General features: G+C 74.8%; 20 protein-coding genes. 9 read left to right on the top strand and 11 right to left on the bottom strand.

From position 1 onward, the window contains the following. The first annotated feature begins 23 nt into the window (after positions 1–23). The 4 genes from ABD292_RS43150 to ABD292_RS43165 all read left to right on the top strand — a co-directional run bounded on the left by ABD292_RS43150 (position 24) and on the right by ABD292_RS43165 (position 2,847). Positions 24–650, top strand: a complete 627-nt coding sequence (locus ABD292_RS43150; RefSeq protein ID WP_344218145.1) for an FMN reductase — start codon at positions 24–26, stop codon at positions 648–650. Between the two features lie 62 nt (positions 651–712). After that, complete coding sequence (locus tag ABD292_RS43155; protein ID WP_344218147.1) at positions 713–1,477, top strand: chitosanase; 765 nt, start codon at positions 713–715, stop codon at positions 1,475–1,477. Positions 1,478–1,551: 74 nt separating this feature from the next. Continuing rightward, entirely contained in the window at positions 1,552–2,052 is a 501-nt protein-coding gene (locus ABD292_RS43160) for a hypothetical protein (protein ID WP_344218149.1), read from the top strand. 30 nt (positions 2,053–2,082) lie between these two features. After that, positions 2,083–2,847, top strand: a complete 765-nt coding sequence (locus ABD292_RS43165; RefSeq protein WP_344218151.1) for a type 1 glutamine amidotransferase — start codon at positions 2,083–2,085, stop codon at positions 2,845–2,847. Here ABD292_RS43165 and ABD292_RS43170 read toward each other — a convergent pair. Further along, positions 2,816–3,556, bottom strand: a complete 741-nt coding sequence (locus ABD292_RS43170) for a sulfite exporter TauE/SafE family protein (RefSeq protein WP_344218153.1) — start codon at positions 3,554–3,556, stop codon at positions 2,816–2,818. The two genes, ABD292_RS43165 and ABD292_RS43170, sit on opposite strands and share 32 nt — an antisense overlap. Before the next feature lie 118 nt (positions 3,557–3,674). Here ABD292_RS43170 and ABD292_RS43175 point away from each other — a divergent pair, with 118 nt between their 5' ends. Next, positions 3,675–4,331, top strand: a complete 657-nt coding sequence (locus tag ABD292_RS43175; protein WP_344218155.1) for an endonuclease V — start codon at positions 3,675–3,677, stop codon at positions 4,329–4,331. 8 nt (positions 4,332–4,339) lie between these two features. Here ABD292_RS43175 and ABD292_RS43180 read toward each other — a convergent pair whose 3' ends face one another. Together ABD292_RS43180 and ABD292_RS43185 are read right to left on the bottom strand one after the other, a co-directional pair. After that, on the bottom strand, positions 4,340–4,714 hold the full coding sequence (locus ABD292_RS43180) for a hypothetical protein (protein WP_344218157.1): 375 nt from the start codon (positions 4,712–4,714) through the stop codon (positions 4,340–4,342). A 90-nt stretch (positions 4,715–4,804) separates the two neighbouring features. Further along, positions 4,805–5,446, bottom strand: a complete 642-nt coding sequence (locus ABD292_RS43185; protein WP_344218159.1) for an NADPH-dependent F420 reductase — start codon at positions 5,444–5,446, stop codon at positions 4,805–4,807. 95 nt (positions 5,447–5,541) lie between these two features. Here ABD292_RS43185 and ABD292_RS43190 point away from each other — a divergent pair, with 95 nt between their 5' ends. Continuing rightward, a complete protein-coding gene (locus tag ABD292_RS43190) occupies positions 5,542–5,889 on the top strand; it encodes a winged helix-turn-helix transcriptional regulator (protein ID WP_344218161.1) in 348 nt (115 codons plus the stop codon). 3 nt (positions 5,890–5,892) lie between these two features. Here ABD292_RS43190 and ABD292_RS43195 read toward each other — a convergent pair whose 3' ends face one another. Together ABD292_RS43195 and ABD292_RS43200 are read right to left on the bottom strand one after the other, a co-directional pair. Continuing rightward, positions 5,893–6,687 (bottom strand): HAD family hydrolase, encoded by a 795-nt coding sequence (locus ABD292_RS43195; RefSeq protein ID WP_344218163.1) that lies wholly within the window; start codon positions 6,685–6,687, stop codon positions 5,893–5,895. Positions 6,688–6,721: 34 nt separating this feature from the next. Continuing rightward, positions 6,722–7,198 (bottom strand): DUF2283 domain-containing protein, encoded by a 477-nt coding sequence (locus ABD292_RS43200; protein WP_344218165.1) that lies wholly within the window; start codon positions 7,196–7,198, stop codon positions 6,722–6,724. 121 nt (positions 7,199–7,319) lie between these two features. On the opposite strand from ABD292_RS43200, the gene pyrF reads away from it, so the two are divergent. Then, positions 7,320–8,144 (top strand): orotidine-5'-phosphate decarboxylase, encoded by an 825-nt coding sequence (gene pyrF / locus ABD292_RS43205; RefSeq protein WP_344218167.1) that lies wholly within the window; start codon positions 7,320–7,322, stop codon positions 8,142–8,144. Further along, on the top strand, positions 8,141–8,572 hold the full coding sequence (locus ABD292_RS43210) for an SRPBCC family protein (protein WP_344218169.1): 432 nt from the start codon (positions 8,141–8,143) through the stop codon (positions 8,570–8,572). Before pyrF ends, ABD292_RS43210 begins: the two co-directional genes overlap by 4 nt. Here the strand turns inward: ABD292_RS43210 and leuA are convergent. Further along, complete coding sequence (leuA, locus tag ABD292_RS43215; protein ID WP_344218171.1) at positions 8,532–10,283, bottom strand: 2-isopropylmalate synthase; 1,752 nt, start codon at positions 10,281–10,283, stop codon at positions 8,532–8,534. The genes ABD292_RS43210 and leuA overlap by 41 nt on opposite strands. Before the next feature lie 181 nt (positions 10,284–10,464). Between leuA and ABD292_RS43220 the strand changes: the two genes are divergently transcribed. Then, positions 10,465–11,157: a FadR/GntR family transcriptional regulator gene (locus ABD292_RS43220; protein WP_344218173.1), complete on the top strand. Its 693-nt coding sequence runs from the start codon at positions 10,465–10,467 to the stop codon at positions 11,155–11,157. 16 nt (positions 11,158–11,173) lie between these two features. Here ABD292_RS43220 and ABD292_RS43225 read toward each other — a convergent pair whose 3' ends face one another. Genes ABD292_RS43225 through ABD292_RS43245 form a run of 5 tightly spaced genes read right to left on the bottom strand, consistent with a single transcriptional unit; the run spans position 11,174 to position 15,755 of the window. Further along, positions 11,174–11,386, bottom strand: coding sequence for a hypothetical protein (locus ABD292_RS43225; protein ID WP_344218175.1), 213 nt, complete (start codon positions 11,384–11,386; stop codon positions 11,174–11,176). 52 nt (positions 11,387–11,438) lie between these two features. Further along, the gene (gene rbsK, locus ABD292_RS43230) at positions 11,439–12,323 is read right to left on the bottom strand and encodes a ribokinase (RefSeq protein WP_344218177.1); all 885 of its coding nucleotides are present in this window, start codon (positions 12,321–12,323) and stop codon (positions 11,439–11,441) included. Beyond that, positions 12,320–13,657 (bottom strand): ADP-ribosylglycohydrolase family protein, encoded by a 1,338-nt coding sequence (locus tag ABD292_RS43235; protein WP_344218179.1) that lies wholly within the window; start codon positions 13,655–13,657, stop codon positions 12,320–12,322. Before ABD292_RS43235 ends, rbsK begins: the two co-directional genes overlap by 4 nt. Beyond that, positions 13,654–14,793, bottom strand: a complete 1,140-nt coding sequence (locus ABD292_RS43240) for an ADP-ribosylglycohydrolase family protein (protein WP_344218181.1) — start codon at positions 14,791–14,793, stop codon at positions 13,654–13,656. Before ABD292_RS43240 ends, ABD292_RS43235 begins: the two co-directional genes overlap by 4 nt. Continuing rightward, positions 14,790–15,755 carry an ADP-ribosylglycohydrolase family protein gene (locus tag ABD292_RS43245; RefSeq protein ID WP_344218183.1) on the bottom strand — a complete coding sequence of 322 codons (966 nt, stop codon included), beginning with the start codon at positions 15,753–15,755 and terminating at the stop codon, positions 14,790–14,792. The genes ABD292_RS43240 and ABD292_RS43245 overlap by 4 nt, the downstream gene beginning before the upstream one ends. Positions 15,756–15,760 lie beyond the last annotated feature (5 nt).

The raw sequence follows: 15,760 nt of genomic DNA on the forward strand, positions 1-15,760 counted from the left end.
CCCCCCCGTACGAAGGAGACATCATGAAGCTCGCGGTCGTCACGGCCGGACTGACCCAGCCGTCCTCGACCCGGCTGCTGGCCGACCGCCTCGCCGAGGCGGCGGTCCGGCGGCTGGCCGGGCACGAGCCCGACGTGCGGGTGATCGAGCTGCGCGAACTGGCCGGCGACGTGGCCAACGCCTTCGTCACCGGGTTCCCCAACGCGCGGCTGCGCGCGGCGCTGGACGCGGTCACCGAGGCCGACGGGCTCGTCGCGGTCACGCCGATCTTCAGCGGCTCCTACAGCGGGCTGTTCAAGTCGTTCTTCGACGTGCTCGACAACACGGCGCTGACCGGCAAGCCGGTGCTGATCGCGGCGACCGGCGGCACGGCGCGGCACTCGCTGGCGCTGGAGCATGCGCTGCGGCCGCTGTTCGCGTACCTGCGGGCGGTGGTCGTCCCGACCGCCGTGTACGCGGCGGCGGAGGACTGGGGCGGCGGGCAGGACGCGTTCACCGACGGGCTCGGCGAGCGCGTGGAGCGCGCCGCCGGGGAGCTGGCCGGCCTGCTGACGCACCGCGCCCCCGCGCCGGCGGACCCTGGCGAGGAGGTCGCCGAGGAGGTCGTGCCGTTCGAGGAACAGCTCGCCGCACTTCGCCCGAAGCGGTAGTTTCGGGCGCGTCGCCGGAGTAGGGTCCGTTCGGAAACTTTCCTAACGAACCAGGAGCTTTCGTGCTCACAGCCACCCTCCTGACCCTCTCCCTCGCCGTCACCGGCAGCGCCGCGCCCGGCCTCAGCGATCCCCACAAGAAGGACATCGCCATGCGGCTCGTGTCCAGCGCGGAGAACTCCTCGCTGGACTGGAAGGCCCAGTACGGCTACATCGAGGACATCAAGGACGAGCGCGGCTACACGGCGGGCATCATCGGCTTCTGCTCCGGCACGGGCGACATGCTGGAGCTGGTCGAGCTCTACACCAAGCGCAAGCCCGGCAACGTCCTGGCGAAGTACCTGCCCGCCCTGCGCAAGGTCAACGGCACCGACTCCCACGCCGGCCTCGGCCCCGCCTTCACCAAGGACTGGAAGGCCGCCGCCAAGGACCCCGTCTTCCAGCGGGCCCAGGACGACGAGCGCGACCGCGTCTACTTCGACCCGGCCGTCCGCCGGGCCGAGAAGGACGGGCTGCGGGCGCTCGGCCAGTTCGTCTACTACGACGCGATGGTCATGCACGGCCCCGGCGCCGACAGGCTCAGCTTCGGCGGCATCAGGAAGGCCGCGCTCGCCAAGGCCAAAACCCCGGCGCAGGGCGGGAACGAGGTCGCCTACCTCAACGCCTTCCTCGACGCGCGGAAGGCGGCGATGAAGGCCGAGGAGGCGCACGAGGACACCACCCGGGTGGACACCATGCAGCGGGTCTTCCTGAAGAACGGCAACCTCGACCTCAAACCGCCGCTGAAGTGGAAGGTCTACGGCGACAGCTACACGATCAAGAACTGATCGGTCACGGTACGCCCGCACTCGCGGGACGGGCGGGGTAGGTTGGGCACCAAGCCAACAAACGGGGTTAGATCATGTCAAATGGTGCCCGTCATGCCCTCGGAGTGGTCGCCGGGCTGCTCCTTCCTCCTCTGGCGCTCGCCGGCTTCCTCTACGGCATCGGCGAGATCCTCGTCCAGTCGCGGTCCACGTTCCAGCTGCCGTGGCACGCCGTCGGCGTGCTGGCCGCCGCCGCGATCGTCCTGGCCTTCCTCGCCGGCTCGCGGCTCTCGCCCGTCGCCTCGCTCATCGGCGGGCTCGCCTACACCGCGCTCGGCCTGCTGCCCCTCCTGGAGTACGCGGGCGGGCCGGTGCTCAGGCAGGACTGGCTGCCCGCGCGCGTGAACGACGGTTACCTGGCCCTCGGCCACTCGGGGATGCTGCTGTTCGTCGGGGTGCTGCTGCTGGCCGTCTCGTTGTTCCCCTCGCGGTGGCGGGCCACCGCCCCTGAGCCCCTTTCCGTCTCCCCCGCGTACGGGCAGGGCAGCTCGCCGTACCTGCCGGAGGACGCCACGAGGCCGATGTTCCGCGAGTAGGCCGCGCGCGGCCTGGCAGAATGCTTGGCCATGCGCGACACGAAGATCCATGACCTCCCGGCCGGCCGGGTGCTGGTGGTACAGAACAGCAGGAGCGGCGGTCCGAGCCGGGTGGGCGGCTGGCTGGAGGACGCCGGCCACGAGCTGGACGTCGTGCTCGCCCACGAGGGCGCCCCGCTCCCCGACCGGCTGGAGCACGACGCCATGATCATGCTCGGCGGCGGCTACCTGCCGGGCGACGACGACCGGGCCCCCTGGCTGGCCGGCGCCCGGCGGCTGGTCGGGCAGGCGCTCACGGAGAGCGTCCCGCTGCTCGGCATCTGCCTGGGCGGCCAGATGATCGCCGAGGTGGCGGGCGGCGAGGTCACCGGAGACGCGGGAGCCCCCGAGAACGGCAGCCTGCCCGTCACGATCCGGCCGGAGGCGGCGACGGACCCGCTCTTCCACGGGCTGCCCCCGGTGGTGCCCGCCGTCGAGCACCACAAGGACGCGGTCACCGGGCTGCCGCCCGGCGCGGTGTGGCTGGCCGAGACGGCGGCCTGCCCCTACCAGGCGTTCCGGGTGGGCGAGCGGGCCTGGGGGGTGCAGTTCCATCCCGAGGTGCTGCCCGCGCGCATCCGCGAGTGGCAGGCCGACGGCTTCGACCCGGACGAGGTCCACGCGCGGGCGGTGGCCGACGAGCCGGTGTCCACCCCGATCTGGCACCAGGTGACCCTGCGTTTCGCGGCCCTGGTCGCCGAGCACGCGGCGGCGCGGGCGGCGGCTACCCCGCGTAGGAGTCCCAGCCGAGCTTGACCGCCACGGCGACCCCGCAGGCGGCGGCCAGGTAGCGCAGGCTGTGGCCCGGCAGCCGGCGGGCGATCTTGGGGCCGATCCAGCCGCCGATCAGGAAGCCCGCCGCCAGCGGCGCGGCCGCCGCCCAGTCCACCGGGCCGAACAGCGCGAACCCGAGGGCGGCGACCGCGTTCGCCAGGCCGGACAGCACGTTCTTCATCGCGTTCAGCTTCGCGGCGGGATGGGCGAACATCGCGGAGAGCACGGCGAACAGCAGGATGCCGCCGGCCGCGCCGAAGTAGCCGACGTAGATCGTGACGGCGAACAGCGCGAGCTTCCCGAGCACCCCGTGCTCGCCGCGCGCCTTGCCCGAGGGCGGCCGGGCCAGCAGGAGCGAGGCCATCCCGATCAGCCAGGGCGCGATGAGCTCGAACGTCCTCCCCGGCGTCACCAGCAGCAGCAGCGCGCCGGTCGCGCCGCCCAGCGCGGCGACCGGGCCGAGGCGCAGCATCGGGCGGCTCTCCCCCGCGAGCTCCGGGCGGGAGCCCGCGGCGGCGCCGACGGCGGTGAAGACGAGGGCGACGGTGTTGGTGACGTTCGCGGTCAGCGGGGGCAGGCCGAAGGCGAGCAGGGCGGGGTAGGAGACGATCGAGGCGAGGCTGACGACCGTGCTCACCACGCCGGCCGCGACACCGGTGCCGAGCAGGCCCAGCACATCTCCGACGATCACCCGGTCATGCTATGGCTTGTCCGTTTTGTCCGCGCCGTCGGGTCCTGCGGCCCGGCAGGACGCGGGCTGGCCACCGCGAAGTAGGCCCGGGGCGCGGTCAGGGCGTACCTTGTGCCGGGTGCAGGTACAGCAGCTCCATCCGTGGCCGGACACCGTCGAGGAGGCGGAGGCGGTCCAGGACCGGCTCCGCCCCCGCGTCGAACTGACCGGGCCCGACTCCTTCGACCTGGTGGCGGGCCTGGACGTGCACTACCACGGCGACAGCGAGCTGACGGCCGCCGTGGTCGTCATGGACGCCGGCACGCTCGCCGTGGCCGAGCAGGTGGTGGCGCACGGGAAGGCGGCCTTCCCTTACGTGCCGGGGCTGTTCGCCTTCCGCGAGCTGCCCGCGCTCGTCGAGGCACTCGAACGGCTCACCGTCACGCCCGACCTGCTGGTCTGCGACGGGTACGGCCTCGCGCACCCGCGCGGCTTCGGGCTGGCCTGCCATCTCGGCGTGCTGACCGGGCTGCCCGCGCTGGGGGTGGGCAAGACGCCGTTCGTCGGGACGCACGAGCCGCCGGGGCCGGAGCGGGGCGACTGGACGCCGATCACCTACGACGGCGCCGTGGTGGGCCGCGCCCTGCGCACCCGGCCGGGCGTCAAGCCGGTGTACGTCTCCCAGGGCCACCGCGTCTCCCTGGACACCGTCACCGCCCAGGTCCTCCGCCTGGCCCCCCGCTACCGCCTCCCCGAGCCGATCCGCCGCGCCGACCACCTCGCCCGCCACCCCTGAACTCCGGGTCAGCGGCGCCAGGCGGCGACGAGCAGCCACACGCTGAGGCCGAGCAGCGCCATCCCGAGCGGCACGTGCCCGGCCACCGCCCCCGTCCCGCCCAGCATCGACTGCACGAACCCGAGCAGCAGCACCCCCAGCGCCACCAGGGCCGGCCGGCCCGCGCCGCGTCCCGGCCGCCACAGCAGCACGGCGGCGACGAGCTGGGCGAGGCCCAGCACGTGCACGGCCAGCGCCCCCGACGCGTGCAGGCCCGCGCCGCCCCCGCTGAGGAGCTGCCCGGCCGTCACCCCCTGCGCGAGCACGGCCAGCGTGTTCAGCACCGTCACGGCCCGGAACGCGGTCACGTACCCGTTCCTCACGGCCACCTGCGTGGTCACCACGGACACTCTCCTTCGAACTCCCGCCGACACGTGACCACCAGGATCATCCGAGGAGAGCAGCCGGGCATCCGCCGTGGGTGGTGGTCACCGCTACGCCTCAGGGCGTACGCCGTGGGTGCCGGACTGCTCCAGCGGGGGCAGCACGGCCTGGGCGTCCGCGCCGCCGAACCACAGCCCGATCATGAACGCCGCCGTGGCCTCGAGCTGCGTCACCCGGGCGAGGCCGCCGCCGTCCAGCGGGGTGCAGCCGAGGACGGACACCAGCGTGCGGGCCGCCGCCAGCGCCGCCGGGTCGTCCCCGCACAGCGGCACGGCGAGCGGCCGCCCGCCGAACACCGGCGGCGTCATCCGCCACACGTCCACGTTGCACAGGTTGAACGCCTTGACCACGTGGCCGCCGCTGAGCCTGCCGATGAGCAGGGCCGGCGAGCGGGCCGGGTCGTAGGCGGACGGGTCGGCCGCGTTGGTGACGTCGACGAGCGGCTTGCCGCGCAGCGCGCCGCCGCAGGCGGTCAGCACGTCCACGAGCCCCGCCTCCCGCACCGCCACCACCACGACCTCGCCGAACGCGGCCGCCTCGGCCCAGCTCCCCGCCCGGAACCCGCTCCGGGCGGCGCGGGCGGCGGTCGCCGCCGCGTCCCTGCCGCTGATCATGATCTCGTGCCCCGCCCCGGCCCACTGCGTGCCGAGCGCGTCCGCCATCCCACCCGCGCCCAGGATCCCAATGCGCACGTACGTCCTCCTCCTGTGAAAGGGTTTCCTCCGGTGGGAGCACACTAGAAAGCCCGATACACACCGTTCGGTGCCTGACGACGGGAGGGTCCGCGTTGTTCCTCGCCGACTGCCAAGCCCGGCTGGCGTTCGACCTGCTCGGCAACACCTGGAACGCCGTCGTGCTGTGGTCCCTGCGGCACGGCCCGCGCCGCCCGGGACGGCTGCGCGAGGAGATCGGCGGCATCAGCACGAAGGTGCTCACCGAGACGCTGCGCCGCCTGGAGTACAACGGTCTCGTCACCCGGCACGCCTACGCCGAGGCGCCGCCGCGCGTCGAGTACGAGCTGACCGAGCTCGGCCGCAGCCTGCTCGGCCCGGTGGGGGCGGTCGGCGAGTGGGCCTTCGCGCACGCCGACGAGGTCATGCGGGCCCAGGACCGCTGGAGCGACGCGCCCCCGTGAGCGTCAGCCGTACAGGCGTTCCAGCACCGCCGCGACGCCGTGCTCGTCGTTGGAGAGGGTGCGGCGCGGCACCGACGCGAGCACCGTCCGGTGCGCGTTGGCCATCGCGTACCCCTGGCCCGCGTACGTCAGGACCGCCAGGTCGTTCGGCATGTCGCCGAAGGCCACCACCTCGCCCGCCGGCACGCCGTGCGCCCGGCAGACGCGGTCCAGGGCGGCGGCCTTGGTCACCCCCGGCGCGCTGACCTCGACGAGCCCGCCGTCGCCCGACTGGGTGACCTCGGCCAGGCCCTTCATGGTCGCCAGCACGGCGGCGATCATCTCGTCGGCGGTGTGCGCCGGCGAGTGGGCGAGCAGCTTGACGAAGGGCTCCGCCTCCTCCATGACCGAGACGACCTCGCGGTAGAACGGCATGTCCTCGGGGACGCGCCGGGTGTAGGCGGCCTCGGCCAGCACGCCCCGGCCCGTCTCGACGGCGAGCCCGACGCCCGGCAGCGCCTCGGCCAGGGCGAGCGCGGCGCGCCTCGCGACGCCGGGATCGAGGGGCAGGCTCTCGGTGATCTCGTCGGTGTCCAGGTCGTAGACGATGGCCCCGTTGCTGCAGATCGCCGTGCCCGTGACCCCCGCCTGCTCGGCGATCTCGCGCACGCCCCGCGGCGGCCTGGCGGTGACGAAGACGATCACGGCCCCGGCCTCGCGGGCCAGCCGGAGCGCGTCCCTGGTGCGGGGCGAGACGGTGCGGTCGGAGGTCAGCAGGGTGCCGTCGAGGTCGGTGGCGACGATACGGGGAGAGCTCACGGCATGTAACCGTAGCCCCCCTGATCAGGACGGCTCACAGGCGCATCTCCGACGGCAGCCGGGCGGCGGCGTTCATCAGCTCCACGCCGATCAGCCGCCCCTTCTCCCCGTAGTCGAGCACGGCGTCCTCCGCCACCACCTGCCGGGTGGCCTCGCCGGGCAGGATCTCGCGTTTCATCGCGATGTAGGCGAGGTCGTGCTCCTTGTCCCAGGTGACCCAGACGGTCTGCGCCCGCGGCCCCGGCGAGACGTCGTCCCAGTTCAGCAGCCCTTCCCTGGCCTCGTGGGAGCCGGTGACCGCGGCCCGCACCATGGCCAGCGCCAGCTCGGCCGCGCCCAGCGAGTCGGGTCCCGTGACCTTCCTCTCGTGCTCCCATCCGTCGAGCCCGTCGATGCGGTAGGGGCACGACCACTCCCCCGTCGGCTCCTCGTACGGCATGCCTACCGTGACGACCACGTCACGGGGCGGATCGCTGCGCAGCGCCAGCACCCGGTGGGCGATCTCGTACATGCTTGCTGCCTTACCCCTGCCGCCGCCGGCGGAAGACTGGTGAACGGGAACGGTCGGTCTCCTGTTCACCCGAGCGGCCCGTCCCGTAGGGTCGCCGCATAACCGTGCGAAGGGGTTCACCATGAACGAGTCGTTCGGGGCACGCCTGCGAGCCAGGCTCGACGCGTGCGGGCCGCTGTGCGTCGGCATCGATCCGAGCCCGGCCCTGCTGGACGCCTGGGGGCTGGACGACTCGCCGTCCGGGCTCGAACGCTTCAGCCGGACGGTCGTCGAGACCGTGGCGGAGGTGGCGGCCGTGGTCAAGCCGCAGTCGGCGTTCTTCGAGCGATGGGGCAGCCGGGGCGTCGCCGTGCTGGAACGCGCCATCGCCGACCTCCGCGAGGCGGGCACGCTCGTGCTGCTGGACGTCAAGCGGGGCGACATCGCGAGCACGATGACCGCCTACGCCGAGGCGTACCTCGACCGGGGCAGCCCGCTGGCCGCCGACGCCGTGACGCTGAGCCCCTACCTCGGGTTCGGCTCGCTGACGGGCGCGATCGCCTCGGCGGTGGCCAACGACGCGGGCGTGTTCGTGCTGGCCCGCACCTCCAACCCGGAGTCGGCGGAGCTGCAGCGGCTGGTGGCCGGGCAGGTCGTCGCGGGCGCGACCGCGGCGAACGCGGGGGCGACGCCGTTCGGGCCGGTGGGGCTGGTCATGGGCGCCACGCTGACCGAGGTGGAGCATCCGCTGACCGACCTCAACGGGCCGATCCTGGTCCCCGGGGTGGGCGCGCAGGGCGCGAGTCCGGCCGACGTGGCGCGGCTGTTCGCGCCGGTGCGGCACGCCGTCCTGCCGTCGGTCTCGCGTGCGGTGCTGGCCGACCCGAAGCGGCTGCGCGGCCGGGTCCTGCACTACCGGGACGAGTGCGCGGCCCACCTGACGCCCGAGGCGGCGGGCAGGAGATGACCTTCCGCACCCGCGTGGCCGTGGACGCCTCCGCCGAGCTGGTGTGGCGGACGATGGCGGACGTGACCCGCTGGCCGGAGTTCACGCCGACGATGACGAGCGTGCGCCTGCTGGACGACGAGCCGTTCGGCGCCGGCAGCCGGGTGCGCATCGAGCAGCCCGGCATGCCGGCCCTCGACTGGATGGTGACGGCGCTCACCCCTGGCCGCTCGTTCGTCTGGGAGACGGTGGCCGCGGGCGTGACGATCGCGGCCGGGCACGTCGTGGAGGCGGCCGCGCGCGGCGGGGCCGCCGTCGAGCTGTCGATCAGCCGCAGCGGGCTGCTGGCGCCGGTCCTCGCCCTGCTGACCGGCGCCCGCACCCGCCGCTACGTCCGTACGGAGGCGCTCAGCCTGAAGCGCCGCTGCGAGCTGGAGCCTCCGGGCTGACCCCGTCGCCCGCCAGGGCGGCGTTGACCGCGGACAGCACCGCGTGCACCGACGCGGTCAGCACCGAGGTGTCCAGCGCCACGCCCCAGCGCGTCCGGCCCGCGACGCGCGCCTCGACGTAGGCCACGGCCTCGCTGGCCGCGTCCGTCCCGAGCGCGTGCTCGGCGTAGTGGAGGATCTCCACGTCGAGCCCGTCGGCGGCCAGGGCGGCCGTGAGGGCCGACAGCGGGCCGTTGCCGGTGCCGTGCAGGCGGCGGCCGGAGCGCAGCGTGCCGGTGAAGACGTGCTCGCCCGGCCCGGCCGGGGCCGTGGTCCAGTCGGCGAGCGCGCCGGGCTCGCCCGGAGCGACGTAGGCGGCGCGGAAGAGCTCCCACAGCTCCTCGGCGGTGATCTCCTCGCCGCTGCCGTCCGTGGCCCGCTGCACGACGGCCGCGAAGTCGATCTGCAGGCGGCGCGGCAGCTCCAGGCCGTACCTGCTGCGCAGCAGGTAGGCGATGCCGCCCTTGCCCGACTGGCTGTTGACCCGGATGACCGCCTGGTAGCCGCGGCCCACGTCGGCCGGGTCGATCGGCAGGTACGGCACCTCCCACGGCGCCTGCTCCGGCGGCACGCCCAGCTCGGCGGCGCGCTTGGCGTGGTGGGCCAGGCCCTTGCCGATGGCGTCCTGGTGGGTGCCGGAGAAGGCGGTGTGGACGAGGTCGCCCGCGTACGGGTGGCGGTCGGGCACCGGCAGGCGGTTGCAGTGCTCGACCACGCGCCTGATCCCGTCGAGGTCGGAGAAGTCGATCATCGGGTCGACGCCCTGAGTGTGCAGGTTGAGCGCGAGCGTGACCAGGTCGACGTTGCCGGTGCGCTCGCCGTTGCCGAACAGGCAGCCCTCCACCCGCTGCGCCCCCGCCAGCATGGCCAGCTCGGCGCAGGCCACGCCGGTGCCGCGGTCGTTGTGCGGGTGCACGGAGAGGATCACCGCGTCCCTGCGGTCGAGGTGGCGGTGCATGTGCTCGATCTGGTCGGCGTACACGTTCGGGGTGGAGATCTCGACCGTGGCCGGCAGGTTGTGGATCACCGGGCGGTCCGGCGAGGCGTCCCACAGGGCGGTCAGGTCGTTGCACACCTCCAGCGCGTAGTCCGGCTCGGTGAGGTTGAAGACCTCCGGCGAGAACTCGAAGCGCACGCCGGGCAGGCCGTCGGCGAGCCGGGCGATCTGCCCGGCGGCCTCCATGATCAGGGCGCGCAGCTCGCGCCGGTCGTGGCCGAGCACGACCTCGCGCCAGGTGGGCGCGGTGGCGGTGTAGAGGTGCACGACCGCGCGCGGCAGGCCCTCCATGGCGGCGAAGGTTCGCTCGATGAGGTCCGCGCGGGCCGCGGTGAACACCACGGGCGTCACGTCCTCGGGCAGCGCGCCCGGCGCGGCCAGCTCGCGGACGAAGTCGAAGTCGAGCCGGCTGGAGGACGGGTAGCCGACCTCGATCTCCTTGAACCCCATGCGCGTCAGCAGCGCGAACATCGTGCGCTTGCGGGCCGGGTCCATCGGCTCGGCCAGGGCCTGGTTGCCGTCGCGCAGGTCGACGGGCACCCAGAGCGGGGCGTGCGTGAGGCGGCGGGCGGGCCAGGAGCGGTCGGCGGCGAGGGGGACCTCGACGCGCTCGTGGGCGGGACGGTAGCGGTGGGAGGGCATGCCGCTGGGGCGCTGCCGGTTCCATGGGTACATGGCGGTCGGGGTTCCTTGTCGTCCGTCTTCGGTGGGGGAAGACCGGCACGATCGGGCCACCGCGACGGGGTGCCGGTCCGGTCAGGCCCCGCCGCGGCGGCCGAGGAGGAGACCGTACGACGTCATGGGCGCTAGACTAACCACACCACAGGTCCTCAGACAACCTGAGAGGTTCTTTCCGATGCCCCTCGGCTCGCTCCGCCCCAGCCCGCTCGTCGAACAGGCCACCGAGCACCTGCGGGAGCAGATCACCCAGGGCGAATGGCCGGTCGGCACCCGCCTGCCCGGCGAGAACGCCCTCGCCAAGGCGCTCGGTGTCGGCCGCTCCACGGTCAGGGAGGCGCTGCGGGCGCTCGCCGGCGCCGGCCTCGTGCAGGCCCGGCAGGGCTCCGGGGTCTACGTCATCGCCACCGAGCCGGCCGAGGACTGGCCGGCCCGGCTGCGCCGCGCCGCCATCACCGACGTGTACGAGGTCCGCGTCATGGTCGAGACCCGCGCGGCGCGCCTGGCCGCCGAGCGGCGCACCGAGGAGGACGTGGCGGCGCTGGAGGCCGCGCTCGCGGCCCGGCACGCCGCCGCCACCGGGAGTGACGCCGGGTTCGTGGACGCCGACATCGCGTTGCACGCGGCGGTCGTGGCGGCGGCGGGGAACCCGGTGCTGACGGACCTGTTCGCGGAGTTCGCCCCGGCGCTGCGGGAGCGGCTGATCGATCTGGTGGAGCTGCTCGGCCTGCGCGAGCACGACCCCGACCCCGGGCACGACTCGCACGCCGCCCTGGTGGACGCCGTCCGGCGCGGCGACGGGCCCGCCGCCGAGGCCGTCCTGCAGGCCGAGCTGGAGCGGACGCTCGCCCACCTGCGCGCCCGCGCCTGAGCCCGCTGGGAGCGGGTCAGCCGGTGGGGCCGATGTCGGGCCGGGTGACGTCCTCCTCGTTCTCCTCCGGCTCCTCGTACGGATGCGGCGGATCGAGGTCCTGGGGCATGTCGGCGGAGACCGGACGGCGGTTGTGCCGGGTGACGCAGCCGGAGCGTTCGGCCACCACGTCGCTCTCCCCGTCAACGCCGCCGACGGCTTCCGGCAGCTCATAGGGCATCTCGCTCATGCCCTTCCTCTTCCCCCGTATCGCCGCTCCACCGCTTCGCGGCGGCGCGTCGTCAGGCCAGGAAGTCCTCGATCTCGTGCCGGTGCGGCATCGAGGTGCTGGCGCCCTCGCGCAGCACCGACAGCGCCGCCGCCGCCGTGGCGAAGCGGAGGGCGTCGGCCATGGGCCGGCCTTCGGCGCGGGCCACCGCCAGCGCCCCCACGAAGGTGTCACCTGCCGCCGTGGTGTCCACCGCCTTGACCTCGGCGGCCGGCACCCGCAGCCGCTCCCCCGAGCGCGACCCGTAGAGCGCGCCCGCGCCGCCGAGCGTGATGACGGCCTCCTCGACCCGCTCCAGCAGGGCGTCCAGGGCGGCGTCCGGGCCGCTCGCGCCGGTGATGGCGGCGGCCTCGTGCTCGTTCGGGACGATCAGCGTGACCGCGTCGAGCAGCTCGCCGGGCAGCGGCTGCGCGGGCGCGGGCGTGAGGACGACCGGGACGCCGGCGGCCCGCCCGGCCTCGGCGGCGGCCACGACGGCGGGCAGCGGCAGTTCGAGCTGGAGCAGCAGCGCCCGCGACCCGGCGATGGCCGCGAGGTCGGTCTCCGAGGGGCCGGTGACGGTGCCGTTCGCGCCCGGGACCACGATGATGGAGTTGCCGCCGTCGTCGTCCACGACGATGTGCGCGATGCCGCTCGGTCCCGGCACCTGGCGCAGGCCGCGCACGTCCACCCCGGCGGCGGCCAGCGCGGCGCGCATCTCGGCACCGAACCCGTCGTCGCCAACCGCCCCGAGGAAGGCCACCTCCGCCCCGGCCCGCGCGGCGGCGACGGCCTGGTTGGCGCCCTTGCCGCCGGGCACGGTGCGGAAGCGGTGGCCGGTGACCGTCTCGCCGCGGGCGGGGGCCTGGGCGACGTAGGCGACGAGGTCCATGTTGGCGCTGCCGAAAACCGAGATCATGCCTGCATCATCTCCTGAGTACGCCGGGCCAGCTCACCGAGGCTCACTCCGTCGAACCCGGTCAGGCTGCTGGCCAGGCTGTCGCGGATGCGCCACCGCTCCGGGACGTCCCCGGCGAGCGCGCCGCAGATCGAGCCGGCGGTGGCGCCCGCCGAGTCGGTGTCCCAGCCGCCGGCGACGGCTCCGGCGATCGTGGCGGTGAAGTCGCCCCGCCCGTGGACGAGGGTCGCGGCGACCAGGGCCGCGTTGTGGATGGTGTGCACCCAGTGGAGCGCGCCGTGCCGCTCGTGCAGCCGGTCCACGACGCGCTCGAAGTCCGGCTCACGGACGGCGTCCGCGACGGCCTCGCGCACGGCGCGGTGCAGGCGCGAGCCCGGCGGCACGACGGACAGGCCCGCCTCGACGACCTCCTCCGGCGAACCGGCGGTCAGCGAGGCCGCGCACATCGCGGCGGCGAACATCGCCCCGTAGATCCCGTTCGCGGTGTGGGTGAGTCGGGCGTCGCGCCAGGCGTACTCGGCGGCCGTGGCCGGATCACCCGGGTTGACCCATCCGTAGACGTCCGTCCTGATGAACGCGCCGATCCACTCGCGGAACGGGTTGCGCCGGGTGGCCGTCGCGGGCGGCTCGACGCCGTCCAGCAGGTTGCGGTACGCCACCCGCTCAGCCGTGAACGTGCGCCCGGCCGGCAGCTCGTCCAGCCACAGCCGGGCCACGTCCTCGGTGGTGAAGCCGCGGCCGTGGCGCTCCAGCACCGACAGCGCGAGCAGCGGGTAGTTGAGGTCGTCGTCCTCGGGGATGCCGTCGATGTTCTCGGCGAGGGAGTTGACGGCGCTGCGGCGGTTCCACGGCCAGCGGCGCGCGACGTCCTCCGGCAGGCCGCGGGCGGTGAACCAGCCGCGGATCGGCCAGTTGCCGGTGGCCTCGGCGATCTCCCTGATGCCCGCGCGCGGGATCTTCTCCACGGGCTTGCCGAGCACGCACCCGGCCGCCCGGCCCTGCCAGGCCGCCAGCACCCGCCGGGGGTCGGCCGTGCCGCCAGGGCGGGCGTCCGGCCAGGCGGGGCAGGCGGCGGCGATGTCCGCCAGCTCCGACGGCTCCTCCAGCGGCGACGGGAGCGCGGCCAGCTCGTCCAGCAGCTCCTCGGCCAGGCCGCGCAGCCGCGCCGCGCCCGCCTCGGACGCGCCGGCGCGCGGCGGGGCGTCGTGACCGCCCGCCGCGTGCCAGCGTTCCGCGACGGCGCGCACCCGGGCGGGGTCGCGGCCGTCCTCGGCGGCCTGGCGCAGCTCGTGCCCGACCAGGTCCTCCGGCTGCACCCAGGTGAGGCGGATCACGGGTGGTCCAGCTCGGCGAAGGCGGCCTCGGCGGCCCGCCGCCGCTCCTGGTCGCCCGCGCGCACCCGGCGCGCGACCGCCGCGATGGCGCGGCCGGGAGCCACCAGGTCCGTACGGCTCGCCGCCCCCACCTGCTCCACCCACTCCGCCGGCACCGCCGCGAGCCCGCCGAGCGCGCCCGCGATGGCGCCGCCCATGGAGGCGATGGAGTCGGCGTCGCGCCCGTAGTTGACGCCGCCCAGCACGGTCTCGCGGTAGTCGCCCTTGGCGATCACCAGCATGCCGAGCGCCAGCGGCAGCTCCTCGATGCTGTGCACGCGGCTCGGCCGCCGCGCGCCGAGGCCCTGGTCGCGGTAGGTGTCGGCGACCGTGTCGTAGGGGCGCACGGCGGCCCGCAGCGTCTCGAACGAGCCCTCCCAGTGCCCGAGCCCGGCGGCGGCCTCGCAGACCGCCTCGATGGCGGCCCTGGTGCCGTCCTTGGCCAGGCGCAGGCAGGCGGACACCACGGAGTCGGCGGTGGCGCCGGGCCGCATGGCCTCGGCCACGGCGGCGGCCATGACGCCCGCGGCCTCGCGGCCGTAGCTGGACTGGTGGGCGCCGGTGAGGTCGATCGCCTCGGCGTAGGCGGCGTCGGGGTCGGCGGCGTTGACGATGCCGACGGGGGCGACGTACATGGCGGCGCCGCAGTTGACGATGTTGCCGACGCCGGCCTCGCGCGGGTCGGCGTGGCCGTAGTGCAGCCGGGCCACGATCCACTTCTCGGCCAGGAAGATCCGCTGCAGCGGCAGCGCCTCGGCCTCCAGCTCGGGGATCCAGCGCCGCTCGCCCATCAGCTCGGGCACCAGGTGCTCGGCCATCGCGTAGGCGTCGAGGTGGCGGCCGGCCTTCTCGTAGACGCGGATCAGCGCGTGCGTCATGAGGGTGTCGTCGGTGATGTGGCCGTCGCCCTTGTGGTACGGCGCGATCGGCCGGGCGTTGCGCCAGTCGTCGTTGTACGGCGGCACGATCCCCTCCACGCGCCCGCCGTAACGCTCGACGATCTGCTCGGGGGTCCAGCCCTCGGTGGCGCCGCCCAGCGCGTCGCCGACCGCCGCCCCCGCCACGCAGCCGGTCGCCCTGTCCTCAAGCGGCGTCATGCGAGTCCTTTCGTCAGTTCCATCAGATCCTGGCCCGCCAGTTCCGGCAGGCAACAGCCTGCCAGCGTACGGGCCGAGGCGGTCCACCCCTCCGGGATCGCCTCGAAGCCGCCGCAGGCCCCCGTGAGCGCGCCGGTCAGCGCCGGCGCCGAGTCGGCCAGCGCGGCCAGGCACGCCGCCGCGGGCACGGCCCTGGTCAGGTCGCCCCCGGAGGCCGCGGCCAGCGCCAGCGCCGCGGGCACCGTCTGCGCGGCGCCCACGCCGTAGCTGTAGACGTGGTCGAGCAGCGCCGCGTCCAGTGCGGGCACGGCGGCGAACGCCTCGCCCGCCCGCTCGGCGGCGCCCAGCGCGAGGCGGGCGTTGTGCCCGATCGCGGTGCCCTCGGGCAGCACGTCCAGCGCCGCCCGCACCGCCCGCGCCACGTCGCCGGTGGCCACGGCCGCGGTCATGGCGGCGGCCATCGCCCGCGCGCCGAGCACGCCGTCCCCGGCGTTGGTGACCTGGGCGTCGTCGGACGGGTCCCTCCCCAGGACCCCGAACGCGACGGCCCGGACCGCGGCGGCGTCGTCGAAGTGGTGCGGGTTGTCGTGCCCGGACGCGGGCGGCTCGACGCCCCGCTCCAGGTTGTCGAGCGCGGTCCGCACCGAGACGCGCGCCCGCAGGTCCTTGCCGATCAGCTCGCGGAAGGCCGCGGCGCGCGGCCGGTCGGCGGTGAGCAGCGTCCAGGCGAGCCATTCGGCGTCGTCGGACGGGCCGACGGCGAGCGGCGCGGTCGGCTGGTTGAGCGCGAACGGCACCGGCAGCGTCGTGACCCGGTGCTCCTCGGCGAAGGCGTCGAGCTCCCGGTGGAGCCGCCTGCTCCAGGGCGCGTGCAGGGCCGCGCGGTGCCGGCTCGCGGGCCAGCCCGCGGCGTCACCGACGGCGAGCCCGGCGACGGCTCCTCTGATCCTGTCCCCCGACATGTCGG

Origin of the sequence: Nonomuraea bangladeshensis (genome assembly GCF_039529455.1) — a bacterium.
Classification (GTDB): domain Bacteria; phylum Actinomycetota; class Actinomycetes; order Streptosporangiales; family Streptosporangiaceae; genus Nonomuraea; species Nonomuraea bangladeshensis.